Annotated in this window: 15 protein-coding genes; 9 read left to right on the top strand and 6 right to left on the bottom strand. The window is 67.5% G+C overall.

The window, feature by feature from the left end; all coding sequences use genetic code 11:
- Nucleotides 1–247: 247 nt before the first annotated feature.
- Nucleotides 248–1,153: a LysR family transcriptional regulator gene (locus ACTWJ5_RS26775; protein ID WP_444436876.1), complete on the bottom strand. Its 906-nt coding sequence runs from the start codon at nt 1,151–1,153 to the stop codon at nt 248–250.
- A 143-nt stretch (nt 1,154–1,296) separates the two neighbouring features.
- Here ACTWJ5_RS26775 and ACTWJ5_RS26770 point away from each other — a divergent pair, with 143 nt between their 5' ends.
- The 3 genes from ACTWJ5_RS26770 to ACTWJ5_RS26760 all read left to right on the top strand — a co-directional run bounded on the left by ACTWJ5_RS26770 (nt 1,297) and on the right by ACTWJ5_RS26760 (nt 2,726).
- Entirely contained in the window at nt 1,297–1,782 is a 486-nt protein-coding gene (locus ACTWJ5_RS26770; RefSeq protein ID WP_074982288.1) for a hypothetical protein, read from the top strand.
- 81 nt (nt 1,783–1,863) lie between these two features.
- On the top strand, nt 1,864–2,151 hold the full coding sequence (locus tag ACTWJ5_RS26765) for a PA4642 family protein (RefSeq protein WP_074982291.1): 288 nt from the start codon (nt 1,864–1,866) through the stop codon (nt 2,149–2,151).
- Nucleotides 2,152–2,324: 173 nt separating this feature from the next.
- Nucleotides 2,325–2,726, top strand: coding sequence for a VOC family protein (locus ACTWJ5_RS26760; RefSeq protein WP_444436875.1), 402 nt, complete (start codon nt 2,325–2,327; stop codon nt 2,724–2,726).
- 60 nt (nt 2,727–2,786) lie between these two features.
- On the opposite strand, the gene mqo is transcribed toward ACTWJ5_RS26760, so the two are convergent.
- Nucleotides 2,787–4,271, bottom strand: a complete 1,485-nt coding sequence (gene mqo, locus ACTWJ5_RS26755) for a malate dehydrogenase (quinone) (protein WP_444436874.1) — start codon at nt 4,269–4,271, stop codon at nt 2,787–2,789.
- A 512-nt stretch (nt 4,272–4,783) separates the two neighbouring features.
- Between mqo and ACTWJ5_RS26750 the strand changes: the two genes are divergently transcribed.
- The gene (locus tag ACTWJ5_RS26750; protein ID WP_253391450.1) at nt 4,784–5,371 is read left to right on the top strand and encodes a YajG family lipoprotein; all 588 of its coding nucleotides are present in this window, start codon (nt 4,784–4,786) and stop codon (nt 5,369–5,371) included.
- Between the two features lie 64 nt (nt 5,372–5,435).
- Here the strand turns inward: ACTWJ5_RS26750 and ACTWJ5_RS26745 are convergent, their stop codons facing one another.
- Nucleotides 5,436–5,645: a hypothetical protein gene (locus ACTWJ5_RS26745; RefSeq protein WP_074982300.1), complete on the bottom strand. Its 210-nt coding sequence runs from the start codon at nt 5,643–5,645 to the stop codon at nt 5,436–5,438.
- 271 nt (nt 5,646–5,916) lie between these two features.
- On the opposite strand from ACTWJ5_RS26745, the gene ACTWJ5_RS26740 reads away from it, so the two are divergent.
- Nucleotides 5,917–6,204 carry a hypothetical protein gene (locus ACTWJ5_RS26740; RefSeq protein WP_043314065.1) on the top strand — a complete coding sequence of 96 codons (288 nt, stop codon included), beginning with the start codon at nt 5,917–5,919 and terminating at the stop codon, nt 6,202–6,204.
- Between the two features lie 61 nt (nt 6,205–6,265).
- On the opposite strand, the gene ACTWJ5_RS26735 is transcribed toward ACTWJ5_RS26740, so the two are convergent.
- Entirely contained in the window at nt 6,266–7,423 is a 1,158-nt protein-coding gene (locus tag ACTWJ5_RS26735) for a 1-acyl-sn-glycerol-3-phosphate acyltransferase (protein ID WP_064584299.1), read from the bottom strand.
- 135 nt (nt 7,424–7,558) lie between these two features.
- Here ACTWJ5_RS26735 and ACTWJ5_RS26730 point away from each other — a divergent pair, with 135 nt between their 5' ends.
- The 4 genes from ACTWJ5_RS26730 to ACTWJ5_RS26715 all read left to right on the top strand — a co-directional run bounded on the left by ACTWJ5_RS26730 (nt 7,559) and on the right by ACTWJ5_RS26715 (nt 10,457).
- Nucleotides 7,559–7,741 carry a CPXCG motif-containing cysteine-rich protein gene (locus ACTWJ5_RS26730; protein WP_074982306.1) on the top strand — a complete coding sequence of 61 codons (183 nt, stop codon included), beginning with the start codon at nt 7,559–7,561 and terminating at the stop codon, nt 7,739–7,741.
- Nucleotides 7,741–8,007, top strand: a complete 267-nt coding sequence (locus ACTWJ5_RS26725; protein ID WP_058487500.1) for a putative signal transducing protein — start codon at nt 7,741–7,743, stop codon at nt 8,005–8,007. The genes ACTWJ5_RS26730 and ACTWJ5_RS26725 overlap by 1 nt, the downstream gene beginning before the upstream one ends.
- Before the next feature lie 18 nt (nt 8,008–8,025).
- On the top strand, nt 8,026–8,643 hold the full coding sequence (locus ACTWJ5_RS26720) for an SOS response-associated peptidase (RefSeq protein WP_253391447.1): 618 nt from the start codon (nt 8,026–8,028) through the stop codon (nt 8,641–8,643).
- Between the two features lie 443 nt (nt 8,644–9,086).
- Nucleotides 9,087–10,457: a spinster family MFS transporter gene (locus ACTWJ5_RS26715; protein WP_074982309.1), complete on the top strand. Its 1,371-nt coding sequence runs from the start codon at nt 9,087–9,089 to the stop codon at nt 10,455–10,457.
- Between the two features lie 165 nt (nt 10,458–10,622).
- On the opposite strand, the gene ACTWJ5_RS26710 is transcribed toward ACTWJ5_RS26715, so the two are convergent.
- Nucleotides 10,623–13,676: a multidrug efflux RND transporter permease subunit gene (locus ACTWJ5_RS26710; protein WP_444436873.1), complete on the bottom strand. Its 3,054-nt coding sequence runs from the start codon at nt 13,674–13,676 to the stop codon at nt 10,623–10,625.
- An 89-nt stretch (nt 13,677–13,765) separates the two neighbouring features.
- Nucleotides 13,766–14,878, bottom strand: coding sequence for an efflux RND transporter periplasmic adaptor subunit (locus tag ACTWJ5_RS26705; RefSeq protein ID WP_261747712.1), 1,113 nt, complete (start codon nt 14,876–14,878; stop codon nt 13,766–13,768).
- Nucleotides 14,879–14,922 lie beyond the last annotated feature (44 nt).

The raw sequence follows: 14,922 nt of genomic DNA, 5'->3' as shown, positions 1-14,922 counted from the left end.
TCGTGGGGCACCGATGTTCCGGCCCGGCGTATAACCGCGAACGGTTATACGCCCTACGCTGCCCCGCCCACATCGTTCCCCTGTAGGAGCGCGCTCTGCGCGCGAATCGCGGGCAGGGCCCGCTGCGCCGAGGTGCTCTTCGTAGGAGCGAGCTTGCTCGCGAACCGCATGGCACCGCGTTTGTTCGCGAGCAAGCTCGCTCCTACGGGAAGCCAGGATGCCCCGGCGCGATTCGCGGATGAGATCCCTAGGGCAGGGACACGCCATGCACGGCGCAAAGGTCCTCCACCAGCGCCTGCAGGGCCTGGTTGTGCCCGGCATCGTCGCGCAGCAGCAGGCTGTGCTCGATGCCGTAGCCGAGCCGCTCGGCGAGCAGCGGGCGCATCTCGCCCCGGTCCACCCAGCGCTGTGCGTAGTGCGTCGGCAGGTAGCCCAGGTGGGTGCCGGCGCGCACGGCGTGCGCTACCGCTTCCATGTTGCTGGCCAGCGCCGTGCTGCGCCGTGGGTCGGCCGGCAGCTGGACGTCGGCCTGGGCGTAGCCGTACTGCACCCAGGCGCAGGCCTCCAGCTCGGCCTGGCCGGGCGCCTTGTGCTCGAACAGCGGATGGCCCCGGCCGCAGAACACCGCCACCCGCTCGCTGTACAGCGGGCGATAGCGCAGGTTCGGCAATTGCCGGCTGAAGCAGGCGATGGCCAGGTGCAGTTCGCCGCCCAGCACCTGGCGTTCCAGTTCGCTGGAGGAGCCGATCGACAGCTGCAGGCGCACTTCCTGGTCGCGCCGGCCGAAGCGCGCCAGGGCCTCGTGGATGCGGGCCTCGGGCAGGGTGGCGATGTTGTCCGCCAGGCCCAGGCGCAGCTCGCCCACCAGGCGCCCGGCCAGGGACTGCACCTGGTCGCGGAAGTCGCCCAGCGCGGCGAACAGCCCCTGGGCGTGCTGCAGCACCAGGGCGCCCTTGTCGGTCAGGCGGAAGCCACTCTTGCCGCGTTCGCACAGGCGGTAGCCCAGGCGCGTCTCCAGGCTGGCGATATGGGTGCTGATGGTTGATTGGCCCATGCCCAGTTCGCCCTGGGCGGCGGAAAAGCCACCGCAGCGCACCACCGTGGCGAAGATGCGCAGCAGGCGCAGGTCGAGGTCGGAAACGTTGTGCAGCATGGGGCCTCTGCATCCATCTGGTGGCATGTGAGTGAGCGAACGCATCGAATTTTATCAATGCTTGAAAGCCCTCACCACGTACCTGTACGAGTGCTGCCGGCCCCATGCTAGAGTGCCGGACGAGTTTTCCCGCGGGGTTCACGATGACGTTGCGCCACCTGTTCTGCCTTGCCTTCCTGGCCTTCTCCGGGCCGCTGTTCGCCGCCGCTGCGCCGGTGGCCCATGCCCAGTTCCTGCCGCCGGACGACAACAACCTGCGCGGCGAGGCGCCGGAGCAGCAGCAACTGCTGCAGGTCACCGAATACAGCGTGGTGCTGGGCAACCAGCGCCAGTCCAACCAGCAGCCGATCCCGATCACCACCCCGGCGCTGCTGCGCCTCAAGGGCAAGCCGCTGAACAAGGGCGGCGCCGTGACCCAGGTGCTGATCAGCTTCGACAGCGAGGGCAAGAGCCTGAAGAAGCCCAGCTACGACGCCGCCAGCCGCACGCTGAGCCTGTCCTACCCGGCAGCGTCCTATACCCAGTTGCTCGACCTGCTGCGCCATGGCCCGGTGTACTGCCAGTTCCTCAGCTACCCCAACGGCCATGTCTGGGCCGACCTGCACAGCGGCGCCGTGCGCCTGCGTTGAGCCGGCGCCCGCCGCGGGGTTACACTGCCCGCCTTTGATGACGGCCGGGCCGTCGACTGGTGCCGTAGAGAGAAGCGAGCGATGCGTAAAGACAAGAAGCAGGTGATTGGCGAAGAGATCGGCGACGAGTCGATCAAGCTGTTCCTCGAGGTCGAACCGGCCGACGACACCCCGCCGTCGCTGCACAAGCTGATCAAGGCCTACCGTGGCCTGCGCATCGACGATTTCGAGCGCTTCGTGAAGTTCTTCGTCGAGGCCGGCTACGACCTCGGCGCCAAGGATGCCAAGGGCCAGGACTTCATCGCGCTGATCCGCGACCAGCGCCAGGCCGAGCCCTACATCGAGGTGATCGAAGCCGCCCGCGGCTGATCGGCCTTGCTGTGAAGAAGCCCGCCGCGTGCGGGCTTTTTCGTGCCCGCAGGGTTCGCGAGCAAGCTCGCTCCTACAGGGTGGAATGCTCTTCGTAGGAGCGAGCTTGCTCGCGAACCCCGGCCCCCCGCCTAGACTTGCAGGTAGAACAACGACAAGGTGAGGACGCCGACATGCATGTACAGCCCTATCTGTTCTTCCATGGCCAGTGCGACGAAGCCATCGCCTTCTACCAGCAGGCCCTCGGCGCGCAGCTCAATGCGCTGATGCGCTACGAGGAGGCGCCGGGGCCGCTGCAGGTGCCTGACGGCTGGTGCGAGAAGGTCATGCATGCCAGCCTGCAGATCGGCCAGACCGAGGTGCTGATGTCCGACGGGCGCGGCGAGCACGAGGCGCCGTTCAACGGCTTTGCGCTGCATCTGGCCCTGCACAGCGTAGTGGCGGCGGAGAAGGCCTTCGCCGCGCTGGCGGAGGAGGGGCGGGTGGACATGCCGCTGGAGAAGACCTTCTGGGCGCAGCGCTTCGGCATGCTCCACGACCGCTTCGGCGTCGGCTGGATGATCAGCTGCCGCTGAACGATAGCCCCGCAAACGAAAAGGCCCGCCGAATGGCGGGCCTTTTGCGCTGGCGGTGGATCACTGATCCAGCTGCAGCTTCTGCCAGGTGTAGGCGTTGATCTCGCGGTAGGCCGAGGCATCGGTCTCCAGCTGCTTCTCGCGGGCCGGGAAGATCTCCTTGAGCTTGGCGCCCCAGGCTTCGGACTGGTACTGCTGCGGGAAGCAGCGCTCCAGCAGGCCGAGCATGATCGAAACGGTCACCGAGGCACCCGGGGAGGCGCCCAGCAGGGCGGCGATGGTGCCGTCCTCGGAGGCCACAAGCTCGGTGCCAAACTGCAGGATGCCGCCTTTCTTGGCGTCCTTCTTGATGATCTGCACGCGCTGGCCGGCGGTTTCCAGGCGCCAGTCGGCCGGGTTGGCCAGCGGGTAGAACTTGCGCAGGCTTTCCAGGCGCTGGTCCATGGACTGCATGACTTCGCGCACCAGGTAGCGGGTCAGGTCCATGTTGTCGCGGGCGACCGCCAGCATCGGCATCAGGTTGCTGCCACGCACCGACAGCGGCAGGTCGAGGAAGGAGCCGTGGCGCAGGAACTTGGTGGAGAAACCGGCGTAGGGCCCGAACAGCAGGGACTTCTTGCCGTCGACCACGCGGGTGTCCAGGTGCGGCACGGACATCGGCGGGGCGCCGACCTCGGCCTGGCTGTAGACCTTGGCCTGGTGCTGCCTGACCACCTCGGGGTTGTCGCAGCGCAGCCACTGGCCGCTCACCGGGAAGCCGCCGAAGCCCTTGCTTTCCGGGATGCCGGACATCTGCAGCAGCGGCAGCGCGCCGCCGCCGGCGCCGAGGAAGACGAACTTCGTGCGGATCTTGCGCGACTGGCCGTTCTGGGTGTTCTTGATGTCGACGATCCAGTCCTGGCCGTCGCGCTCAAGGCCCACGACCTTCTGGAAGTAGCTGACCTTCGCGCCGTCCTGCTTGCCCAGGCGGGCCAGCAGCTGGTTGGTCAGGGCGCCGAAGTTGACGTCGGTGCCGTGCTCGACGCGGGTCGCGGCGACCTGCTCGTCGGCCGGGCGGCCGGGGATGGTCAGCGGCACCCACTGGCCCAGCTGCTCGCGGTCTTCGGTATAGACCATGGACTCGAAGGCGTGGTGCCGGCTCAGCGTCTCGAAGCGCTTCTTCAGGAAGGACACGTCCTTGCCCCGGACGAAGCTCAGGTGCGGCACCGGGTTGATGAAGTTGCGCGGATTGCCGAAGCCTTCCTTGTCCACCAGGTGCGCCCAGAACTGCTTGGACACCTCGAACTGGGCGTTGATCTGCACCGCTTTCTTGATGTCGATGGAACCGTCGGCGGCCTGCGGCGTGTAGTTCAGCTCGCAGAGGCCGGCGTGGCCGGTGCCGGCGTTGTTCCAGGGGTTGGAGCTCTCGATGGCTCCGGATTCCTGCAGTTCGACGATCTCCAGGCGGGTGCCGGGTTCGACTTCCTTCAACAGGGTCGCCAGGGTTGCGCTCATGATGCCGGCGCCAACCAGCAGCACATCCAACGCTTCGTGTTCGTTCGCCATTCTCGCTCGCCACACTCTCGTGAAGTAGTGAAAAACCTTCAAATCACGCTCTTATGGAGACGTGAAGCTCAAAGGGGGTCGTCGCTGCGGGCGGGTCCGGACTCGGTACGGAGGGGACTCGCGGCAATCCTTGCCTGAAAGTTCGTCGCAACGATCGGTACAAAGCGCGGGACCGGTGGCCACGGCGCAATTGGCGACTCTCTAGGAGGGTGTGACAGGCCGACGGGCGCGAGGCCGTCGGGCTGTGGGACCCGATCAGGAGGCGTCCTTATAATCGGGGCGCGATTATAACGACGAAATGCAAAAAAAGCCCTCGGACTTAGACTTTTTTCCGAGTTCCGGTCACCGGATTTGCCCTTTTTGCACCATCGTGGTGCGTTTTTTCCGCGCGCGTGTCGCCGCCAAGGAACCTGCAACAAAGTGCCAGCGTCCAACCTGCAGAGCGCTATCAGGGCGCTCCGACGGCCGGTATACTGCCCGCCGTTCCGAGCCCAACCCATGGAGACACGAACATGTTGCAGCGCCTGTTGCTCAGTCTGATCGCCGCCGGCACCCTGGCCTTGTCCGGCTGTGCCCTCAGCCCGCAACAACTGAACCCGGACCCGGTATTCAAGGGCCAGCCGGTCGCCGTCGGCCAGGGCCAGCCTGTGGTGGTGAAGGTGGTCGACGGCCGCCAGAGCACCGAGCTGGGCACCCGCGGCGGCCTCTATTCGGAGACCAGCGCGGTCACCGTGCGCAGCCAGGACGTGATTCCCAAGCTGCAGGCGCAGACCGAGGCGGCGGTACGCCTGCTCGGCTTCACCCCCTCGCCGAACGCCTACAACGCCCCGACCCTGACCCTCACCCTGGCCGAGCTGAAGTACCAGTCGCCCAAGGACGGCGTCTACGTCACCGAGGCCACCATAGGCGCGACCTTCCGCGTCGACGTGCAGGCCGGCGGGCGCCGCTACAACGGCCGCTACGGCTCCAGCCTGAACCAGCGCTTCGGCATGGCGCCGAACCAGCAGACCAACACCAAGCTGGTCAGCGACGTGCTCAGCGACGCCCTGGACCGCGTGTTCAAGGACCCGACTATCGGGCAGACGCTGAACCAGCGCTGATCGTCCTGGCGCGAATGAAAAAGCCCGGCACCTGCCGGGCTTTTTCATTCATGGACGTGGGAATTCAGGCGGCGGCCTGGCGGAACGGGTCGGTCTCGTAGGCCGGCCGGCGCTCGTCGGCCTCCGGCAGGTCCAGGTGTTCGTGGCCGCAGGCCTGGCAGTACACCAGCCAGTGGTCGTCCTGGACGTTGAAGGAGAGGTCGGTGACCACGGCTTCGATTTCATCCAGGTGTTCGATCAGGTAGGCGCTTTCGTGGGGTACGATTTCGAGCATGGCGAATCTCCTAGGCGGGATACCGGATGGCGAAAGGTGACTAGCCAGTCATGTGCCAGGTGTCGGAAAAGGCTTAGAACCCTTCTCGATAAGACTGACGTTCGTCGTGAATAAGACGACCGAACTGGCTGCGCCATCCTCCTGACAGATACAATCGGGCGTCTTTCTTTCAGTCCTGTGACGCACCCGCTGCGGTTCGTCGCTTCGTACAGAACTCGGCCTTGGCGCTTTCTGGCTTCCGGGCGTGCAGTCCTGAAGTGTGGAGGTCGTGATGTCGCTGCAGGCGCTCTGGAATCTGTTCCAGGCCCATCCCGCCCGGGTCCTCAACGACCTGGCGCTGTTCTTCGCCCTGGCCGGCGCCTGGCTGCTGTTGGCCACCCGCCGGCGCGAGCGCCAGGCCCTGCAACGCCTGGTCGCCGGTGGCGAGGGCGTGGCCGCGCCGCTGGCCGAGGCCGAGCCCTCGACGGCGAAGATCAACCGCTTCTTCTACCTCTTCGGCTTCGCCTGCCTGGCCCTGGCCGTCGCGCTGAGCCAGTACAGCACGCACCTGCCGGGCTGAAAACGCACCGTCACGATGCAAAAGGGCGCCCATGGGCGCCCTTTTCGTTCATGGCCGTGGTTCAGGCCTGCTTGAGCCGGTACTGGTTCAGCACCGGGTTGGCGTACTGCAGGACCAGGTAGGGGCGGTGCTCCGGCGGGCAGGCCTGCAGGCGCTGCTGCCACTGCTCGCGGGCCCGGCGCAGTTCCTCGGCGCCGAACAGGCTCTCGGCGCCGGGCACGGCCAGGGCCGGGTCGCGCAGCTCGGACATCTCGTAGGCCAGGTAGTGCACCGGGAACAGCCGGTAGTTGCCGAGGATCTGCCGGTCCAGGGCGGCGGCCAGCTGCTTGGCGTCGGCGTAGTCGCCGTCCATCTCGGCGCCGAAGTTGATCTGCACGCGGCCTTTGTAGCCGGTGATGCCCTGGGCGATGCTGGCGTCGTCCTCGCCCGGCGCCTTGCGGTACTCGCCGGTAGTGGCGCGGGTGTACAGCTCGCGGGCCTTGGCGGCGTCGCAGGGGTCGTACTCGTAGCTGATCGACACCGGGATCAGGTGCAGCTCGCGGACCACCTCGGCGAAGGGCTCGTCCTTGCGGCTCATGTGGAACATCTTGAGGATCGCCGAGTCGGTGCGGTCGTCACCGTCCTTGGCGCGGCCCTCGGCCTGGGCGATCCACACCGACTCGCCGTCGTCGCGGATCGAGTGGTTGATGTAGGCCGAGAGGGTGGTGTAGGCCGCCAGTTTCTCGCGCCGGCCGCTGATCGAGCGGTGCACGATGAAACTCTTGTTCAGGCGCATCAGGTCGCTGACGAAGGGCCGCTGCAGCAGGTTGTCGCCGATGGCGATGCGCGGCGTCGGCAGCTTGGCGTGGTAGATGGCGTAGTTGCAGAACGCCGGGTCCATCACGATGTCGCGGTGGTTGGCGATGAACAGGTAGGCGCGGCCGCTCTTGAGGTTGTCCAGCCCGGAGTAGGTGACGCCGTCGGTGGCGTGCTCGATGGTGCGGTCGACGTAGGGCTCGCACTTGTCCTGCAGCTCCACCACGCTGCGGATGCCGGTGACCTCGCGGGCCAGGCGGTGGGCGATCAGCGGGCGCAGCAGCCAGCCGAAGGGGCGCGACAGGCGCGGATAACGATAACGCGCCAGAATACCCAGGAAGGCGTCGTCGCTCAGCAGGCGCTGGAGAACGGCCGGGACTTCGGCGTCGTTGTACGGTCGGATGGCTTCGAACTCGCCCATCATGCTCTCTTGTTCATGGGTGTAACTGGCACGGCACGCGTCTGGCGCGGGCCTCTCCCCCGGAAAACGGCCATGCCCGCGGGCCTGGCCGGATAAAAAGACCGCGGGAGTATAACGGAAGTCACAGGGGACCTTCAGATGCTCGAGACCCAGGCTTACCGCTGCCCCTATTGCGGGGAACCGGCCGAGGCCGTGCTAGACCTCTCCGGCGGCGACCAGAGCTACTATGAAGATTGTCCGGTGTGTTGCCGGCCCATCCTGTTCCAGCTGTACACCGACGGCGCCCAGTGGACGCTGGAGGTTCACCGGGAGGACGACTGATGCAGCGAGTCTACGAACCGGCCGACCTGGCCGAGGCCGAGTTGCTGGCCGGCATGCTGGCCAGCGAGGGCATCGACTGCCACCTCGGTGGCCGCCACCTGCTCGGTGGCATCGGCGAACTGCCGCTGCACGGGCTGCTGCACCTGTGGGTCGACGACGACGCGGCGCAGCAGGCGCGGGAGCTGATCCAGGCGTACAATGCCGCGCAGCCGTTGCCCGGCCCGGCCGACGAGTTCGGCCCGGCCAGCGGCGTGCTGCTCTGTTGAGGCCGCGCTGGAGCGCCGATGACCGCCCGCTTTGCCCTGTTCCGCTGGACCCGCGAGCTCGCCGAGCTGCCGGGCTTTCCCAAGGACCACCCGCCGCACTGGAACCTCGCCCCCGGCGCGCAGCTGCTGATGCTGCGCGAGGAGGCCGACGCGCGCCGCGCCGACCTGGCGCGCTGGGGCCTGACCCCGGCCTGGCTCACCGACCTGTCGCGCACCCCGGCCCACGCCCGCGCCGAGACCCTGGCCGAGCAGCCGATGTTCCGCGAGGCCTTCGCCCGCCGCCGCTGCCTGGTGCCGGCCAACGGCTTCTACGAATGGCGCGGGGTGCGCAAGCGGCCTTACTGGGTGGCCGGCGCCAGTGGCCTGAGCTATTTCGCCGCAGTCTGGGAGGCCTACCCGGTGGACGGCCACACCTGGCTGAGCCTGGCCCTGGTGACCCAGGCGGCCGGTCCGCTGCGCCGCCCGTTGCTGCTGGAGAGCGAGGAGGACAGGGCGCTCTGGCTGGGGGACGAGACGCCGCTGCCCAAGCTGCTGAGCCTGCTGGCCCGGCCGCAGGTGCGGCTGCGGGAGCAGGCGTTGGCGAGCATAGTCAATGATCCGGCTTGTGATGGGCCGGAGTGTCTGACGCCGGCTTAGGGCGGGGGCGTTGAGGGGCTTTTCGTAGGAGCGAGCTTGCTCGCGAATGGCGCCTCCCGGTTGTCGAGGTGCGACAGATTGACTCCGCTCCCTCTCCCCAGCCCTCTCCCTGAAGGGAGAGGGGGCTAGACCGTGCCGAGAACAGGCATGGTTTCAGCCGGAAACCACCGCGCTTGCCGGCTGACGCAGGAATACCCATGCACGCCGAACGGTCCCCTCTCCCTTCAGGGAGAGGGTTAGGGAGAGGGCGCTCTTCAGGGTAGGCACCCACGCAACCCCCCTTCGCGAGCAAGCTCGCTCCTACGAAAAGCCTCCGCCTTATCATCCAGAGGCCCCCACTCGCATTCAGCAGCCTGATAGTGCGCGCCAGCTTCCCCCTCGCTTGCCTAAGCTGCACTCCACCCCTTCGCTCTGGCCGCGTTGGCGGCGAACAGGAGTTCGGCATGCACAATAACAACAACGGCTACCCCTCCAGTGCCGTGGCCTGGTCCACGGTGGCGATCCTCATGGTCGCCTACGTCCTGTCGTTCATCGACCGGCAGATCCTCAACCTGCTGGTCGGGCCGATCCGCCGTGACTTGGCCATCAGCGACACCCAGATGAGTCTGCTCATGGGGCTGTCCTTCGCGCTCTTCTACACCCTTTGCGGCATCCCCCTCGGGCGCATGGCCGACAGCCGCAGCCGGCGCGGGCTGATCACCGTCGGCGTGCTGATCTGGAGCGCCATGACCGCGGCCTGCGGCCTGGCCCGGCAGTACTGGCAGTTCCTGCTGTTCCGCGTCGGCGTCGGCGTCGGCGAGGCGGCGTTGTCGCCGGCGGCCTATTCGCTGATCGCCGACAGCTTCCCGGCGCAGCGCCGGGCCACTGCCATCAGCGTCTATTCCATGGGCATCTACCTGGGCTCCGGGCTGGCCTTCCTGCTCGGCGGGCTGGTGATCAAGTTCGCCTCGGCCCAGGGCGACGTGCATCTGCCGCTGTTCGGCGAAGTGCGCCCCTGGCAGCTGATCTTCCTGCTCCTCGGCGCCGCCGGGGTGCTCTTCACCCTGCTGATGCTGGCGGTGAAGGAGCCGCAGCGCCACGGCGTGGGCGCTGGCGTCGAGGTGCCGATGCGCGAGGTCGGCGCCTACCTGCGGGCCAACCGCAGGACGGTGATCTGCCACAACTTCGGCTTTGCCTGCATCTCCTTCGCCAGCTACGGCAGCGGCGCCTGGGTGCCGACCTTCTTCGTCCGCACCTACGGCTGGGACGCCGGCCACGTCGGCGTGGTGTACGGCAGCATAGTGGCGGTGTTCGGCTGCCTGGGCATCGTCTTCGGCGGGCGCCTGGCCGACCGCTGGGCCAAGCGCGGCAGGACCGACGCCAACATGCGCGTGGGCCTGTTGGCGGCCTGCCTGGCGCTGCCGCTGTCGGTGACCTTCCCGCTGCTGGACGACGCCAACCTGGTGGCCCTGCTGATGGCGCCCACGGTGTTCTGCCTGAGCATGCCCTTCGGCGTGGCGCCGGCGGCGATCCAGGAGATCATGCCCAACTCCATGCGCGGCCAGGCCTCGGCCATCTACCTGTTCGTGGTCACCCTGTTCGGCCTGGGCGTGGGCCCCACCGCGGTGGCGCTGGTCACCGACTTCGTGTTCCACGACGACATGGCGCTGCGCTACTCGCTGCTGATCGTCACCAGCCTGGCGCTGCTGGGCGGCGTGGTGCTGCTGGGCATGGGCCTGAAGCCCTACCGCCAGAGCCGCGAGCACCTGCAGAACTGGAGCCTGCAGCGCGAGTCCGGTCAGGACAGGGGCGGGATGCAGCGGCAGCCGGCGTAGGCTGTTATGCCCCGGCCAGCACCGTGGCTGGGGCCGGGCCATTGCGGACGGAGTCCGCTCCTACGCCACCCCACCCACGCCATTCCCCCGTAGGAGCGGACTCCGTCCGCGATCCGGCCGCAAGGCCGGCAAAGAAAAAGCCCCGCTGCTGCGGGGCTTTTTCGTTCAATGCGCCGGTGTCGGCTCGCCCTCTGGCGCCAGGTCCTTCTTCGCCACCAGCGTGTACACGCACGGCAGCACGAACAGGGTGAAGAGCGTGCCCACGGTCATCCCGGTGGCGATCACCACGCCGATGTCGAAGCGGCTCACCGCGCCGGCGCCGGTGGCCAGCAGCAGCGGGATCACCCCCAGGACCATGGCCGCGGTGGTCATCAGCACCGGGCGCAGGCGGATGGCCGCGGCTTCCTCCACCGCCTCGCGCACGCCCAGGCCGCGTTCGTGGCGCAGCTGGTTGGCGAACTCGACGATGAGGATGCCGTGCTTGCTGATCAGCCCGATCAGCGTCACCAGGCCCACCTGGGTGTAGATGTTCAGGCTCGACAGGCCGAGGAACAGCGGCACCAGCGCGCCGCAGATCGACAGCGGCACCGTGACCATGATCACCAGCGGGTCGCGGAAACTCTCGAACTGCGCGGCCAGCACCAGGAAGATCACCGCCAGGGCCAGGCCGAAGGTCAGCAGCAGCGCGTTGCCTTCCTGAACGAACTGCCGCGAGGCGCCGGCGTAGTCGAAGGCGAAGCCGCGCGGCGACTCCTGCTCGGCGATCTGCTTCACGCTGTCGATGGCGTCGCCCATGCTCACCAGCGGCACGCCGGAGACGATCGCCGAGTTCAGCTGCTGGAACTGGTTGAGCTGGCGCGGCCGTGCGCGCTCGTGGAGAGTCACCACGGTGGACAGCGGCAGCAGTTCGCCGCGGCCGTTCTTCACGTAGTAGCTGCCCAGCCATTCGGGGTTCTCGCGGAAGCGCCGCTCGACCTGGGCGATCACCTTGTAGCTGCGCCCGTCGATGGTGAAGCGGTTGATCTCGCCCTCGCCCAGCAGGCTGGCCAGGGTGATGCCCAGGTCCTGCATGGACACGCCCATCTGCGCCGCCTTGGCGCGGTCGATGTCGACCACCAGCTCCGGCTTGTCGAAGGCCAGGTCGAGGTCGAGGAAGGCGAACTTGCCGGATTCCTCGGCGCGCTTCTTCACCCGCTCGGCCACCTGCAGCAGCGACTCGTAGTCGCTGGCGGTGTTGATCACGAACTGGAATGGCAGGCCCTCGCCGGTGCCCGGCAGCGACGGCAGGTTGAAGCCGAAGATCTGCAGGCCGGGGATCTTGTCCAGCTCTGCCTGCACCGCGTGGAGCAGCTCCATCTGGCTGCGCTCGCGTTCGTCCCAGGGTTTGAGCAGCATGCCGCCGATGCCGCTCTGCACACCGTTGTAGCCGTTGATCTGGAACGCCGAATAGTACTCGGGGAAGGTGCGGAAGATGCGCTCGTACTCGCTGGTGTACTTGTTCAGGTAGTCCAGGTTGGCGGTCTGCGGCGCGTTGGCCATGAGGAAGACGATGCCCTGGTCTTCCTCCGGCGCCAGTTCCTTGTGGGTGAACACCAGCAGCAGCGGGATGATCGCCAGTACCAGCGCGCCGAACACCAGCTCCACCGGGCGATTGTCCAGGGTGGCGTGGAGGCTGCGCTGGTAGCGCCGCTTCAGGCCTTCGAAGAGCAGGTCCAGGCGATGCGCCAGGCCGCTGGGGTTCTCATCGTGGCGCAGCAGGCGCGAGCACATCATCGGCGACAGCGTCAGCGCCACTACCCCGGAGATGATCACCGCGCCGGCCAGGGTGAAGGCGAACTCCTTGAACAGCGCGCCGGTCAGGCCGCTGAGGAAGCCGATGGGGGCGTACACCGCGGCCAGGGTGATGGTCATGGTGACCACCGGCACGGCGATTTCCCGGGCGCCTTCGATGGCGCCCTGGAAGGGCGACTTGCCGTCCTCGATGTGGCGGTGGATGTTCTCCACCACCACGATGGCGTCGTCCACCACCAGGCCGATGGCGAGCACCATGGCCAGCAGCGTCAGCAGGTTGATGGAGTAGCCCATCAGTTGCATGAAGAACAGCACGCCGATCATCGACAGCGGGATGGTCACCACCGGGATCAGCACCGAGCGGAAGGCGCCGAGGAACAGGAAGACCACCACGATGACGATGAGGATGGCCTCGCCGAGGGTCTTCACCACCTCGTCGATGGAGGCCTGGATGAAGCGCGTGGCGTCGTAGGCGATGGACACCTTCAGGTCCGGCGGCAGCTGCTCCTCCAGCTCGGGCATCTTGGCGCGGACTTCCTTGATCACGTCCAGCGGGTTGGCGCTGGGCGTGCCCTTGATGCCGATGTACACCGAGGGGATGCCGTTGAACGAGCTGACCGAGTCGTAGCTGGCCGCGCCCAGTTCCACCCGCGCCACGTCGCTCATCAGCACGCGGCGATCGCCGAGGGTCTTCAGCGGGATGGCGGCGAAGGCCTGCGGCGATTTCAGGTCGGTGGCGGCGTTGACGCTGGTGACCACCAGCTCGCCCTTCACCTCGCCAGCGGCGGAGAGGAAGTTGTACTTGCGCACGGCGTCGTCGATGTCGCTGGCGGTGATGCCGTAGGCGGCCATCTTCACCGGGTCCAGCCACAGGCGCATGGCGAACACCTGGTTGCCGAGGATCTCGGCCTCGGCGATGCCCGGCAGGGTGGCGAGCTTGGGCTGGATCACCCGCGACAGGTAGTCGGTGATCTGCGGGTTGTCCATGTGCTCGCTGTAGAAGCTGATGTACATCAGCGCCGAGGCGTCGGCGGCTTCCTTGTCCAGCACCGGGTCCTCGGCGTCGGGCGGCAGCTGCGTCTTCACCTCTCCGATCTTCGACAGCAGCTCGGTCACCAGGCGGTCGGTGTTGGCGCCGATGTGCGCGTAGATGGAGATCACCGAGTAGTTCTGCCGGCTCACCGAGGTCATGTAGTCGATGCCCTCGGCGCTGGCCAGGCTCTGCTGCAGCGGCTGGGTGATGTAGCCCTGGATGGTCTCGGCGTTGGCCCCGGCGTAGAAGGTGGTGACGGTGATCAGCGCGTTCTCCATCTGCGGGTATTCGCGGATCACCAGGCGGCTGAAGGCCTGCATGCCGAGCAGGACGATCAGCAGGCTGACCACCGTCGCCAGCACCGGGCGGCGGATGAAGGGATCGGTAAAGGCCATGGTTCCAGTCCTTTGTCATTGCGCCCGCGCGGCCGTGGCCGGGCGGGGTTCGGCGGCCGCGCGGGCCGCCCTGGTGCTTGGGTTGCGGCTCAGTGCACGTCGTCGACGATGGCCACCGGGGTGCCGCTGTCCAGCTTGAGCTGGCCGCTGGTCACCACCTGGTCGCCGACCTTCAGGCCGTCGAGGATCACCGCCTTGCCTTCGCGGCGCTCGCCGACCTTGACGAAGCGGCGCTCCACGGCCAGCAGCGGCTGGCCCTTGGTATCGTTCTGCGGCTTGCCGTCCTTGTCCTGCTTCGGCCCCACCACGTACACCGAGTTGCCGTACAGGGTGAAGGCGATGGCGGTTTCCGGCACCACCACGCGCTGCGCGGTTTCCGGCAACTGCACCTCGAGGCTGGCGAACATCCCCGGCAGCAGCTTGCCGTCGGGGTTGGCCATGCCGGCGCGCACCTGCAGGTTGCGCGTCTCGTTGTCCACCCGCGGGTTCAGCGCCTGGATGCGCGCCTCGAACACCTGGCCCGGGTAGGCCGCGACCGTGACCAGCACGCGCTGGCCGACCTGCAGGCGGGGGAAGTCCTGTTCCGGCAGGAAGAAGTCCACCAGCAGGGTGGAAAGGTCCTGCAGGGTGGCGATGGGCGTGCCCGGCGAGACGTAGTCGCCGACGTCCACCTGGCGGATGCCGATGGTGCCGCCGAAGGGGGCGAGCACACGCTTCTTCGCCAGCGCCGCCTTGAGCTGCGCGACCGTGGCGCTGGAGCGCTGCAACTGCGCGGCCAGGCGGTCGAACTCGCTCTTGGATATGGCCTGGCGGCCGACCAGGCTGCGGCCGCGCTCGAACTCCACCTGGGCCAGGTTGAGGTCGGCCTCGGCGGTGCGCAGGGTGGCGGCCTCGACGTCGTTCTCCAGTTGCACGATGGGCTGGTCGACGCGGACCTTCTCGCCGGAGGCGAACAGCACCTGGCGCACGGTGCCCGAGGCTTCGGCGGTGAGCACCACACCCTGGTTGGCGCGCAGGGTGCCGATGGCCGGCAGGCGGCTCTGCCAGGTGAGTTCCTCGGCCTTGACCGCGGTGACGCTGACCGGCGGGCGCGGCGCGGTGAACTGGGCGATCTGCTTCTGGATGGAGAAGTACTTGGAGCCGGCGAGCACCGCGACTATGACGGCGACCGCGCCGAGCATGATCAGCATGCGGCGCAACATGTTCCTGTTCCTTGGTAAGTGCCTGGCGGCTCTGCGCTGCGAGG

Source organism: Pseudomonas sp. A6 (genome assembly GCF_052367875.1).
GTDB classification, from domain to species: domain Bacteria; phylum Pseudomonadota; class Gammaproteobacteria; order Pseudomonadales; family Pseudomonadaceae; genus Pseudomonas; species Pseudomonas citronellolis.
This window is presented reverse-complemented; position numbering and strand designations above follow the sequence as displayed.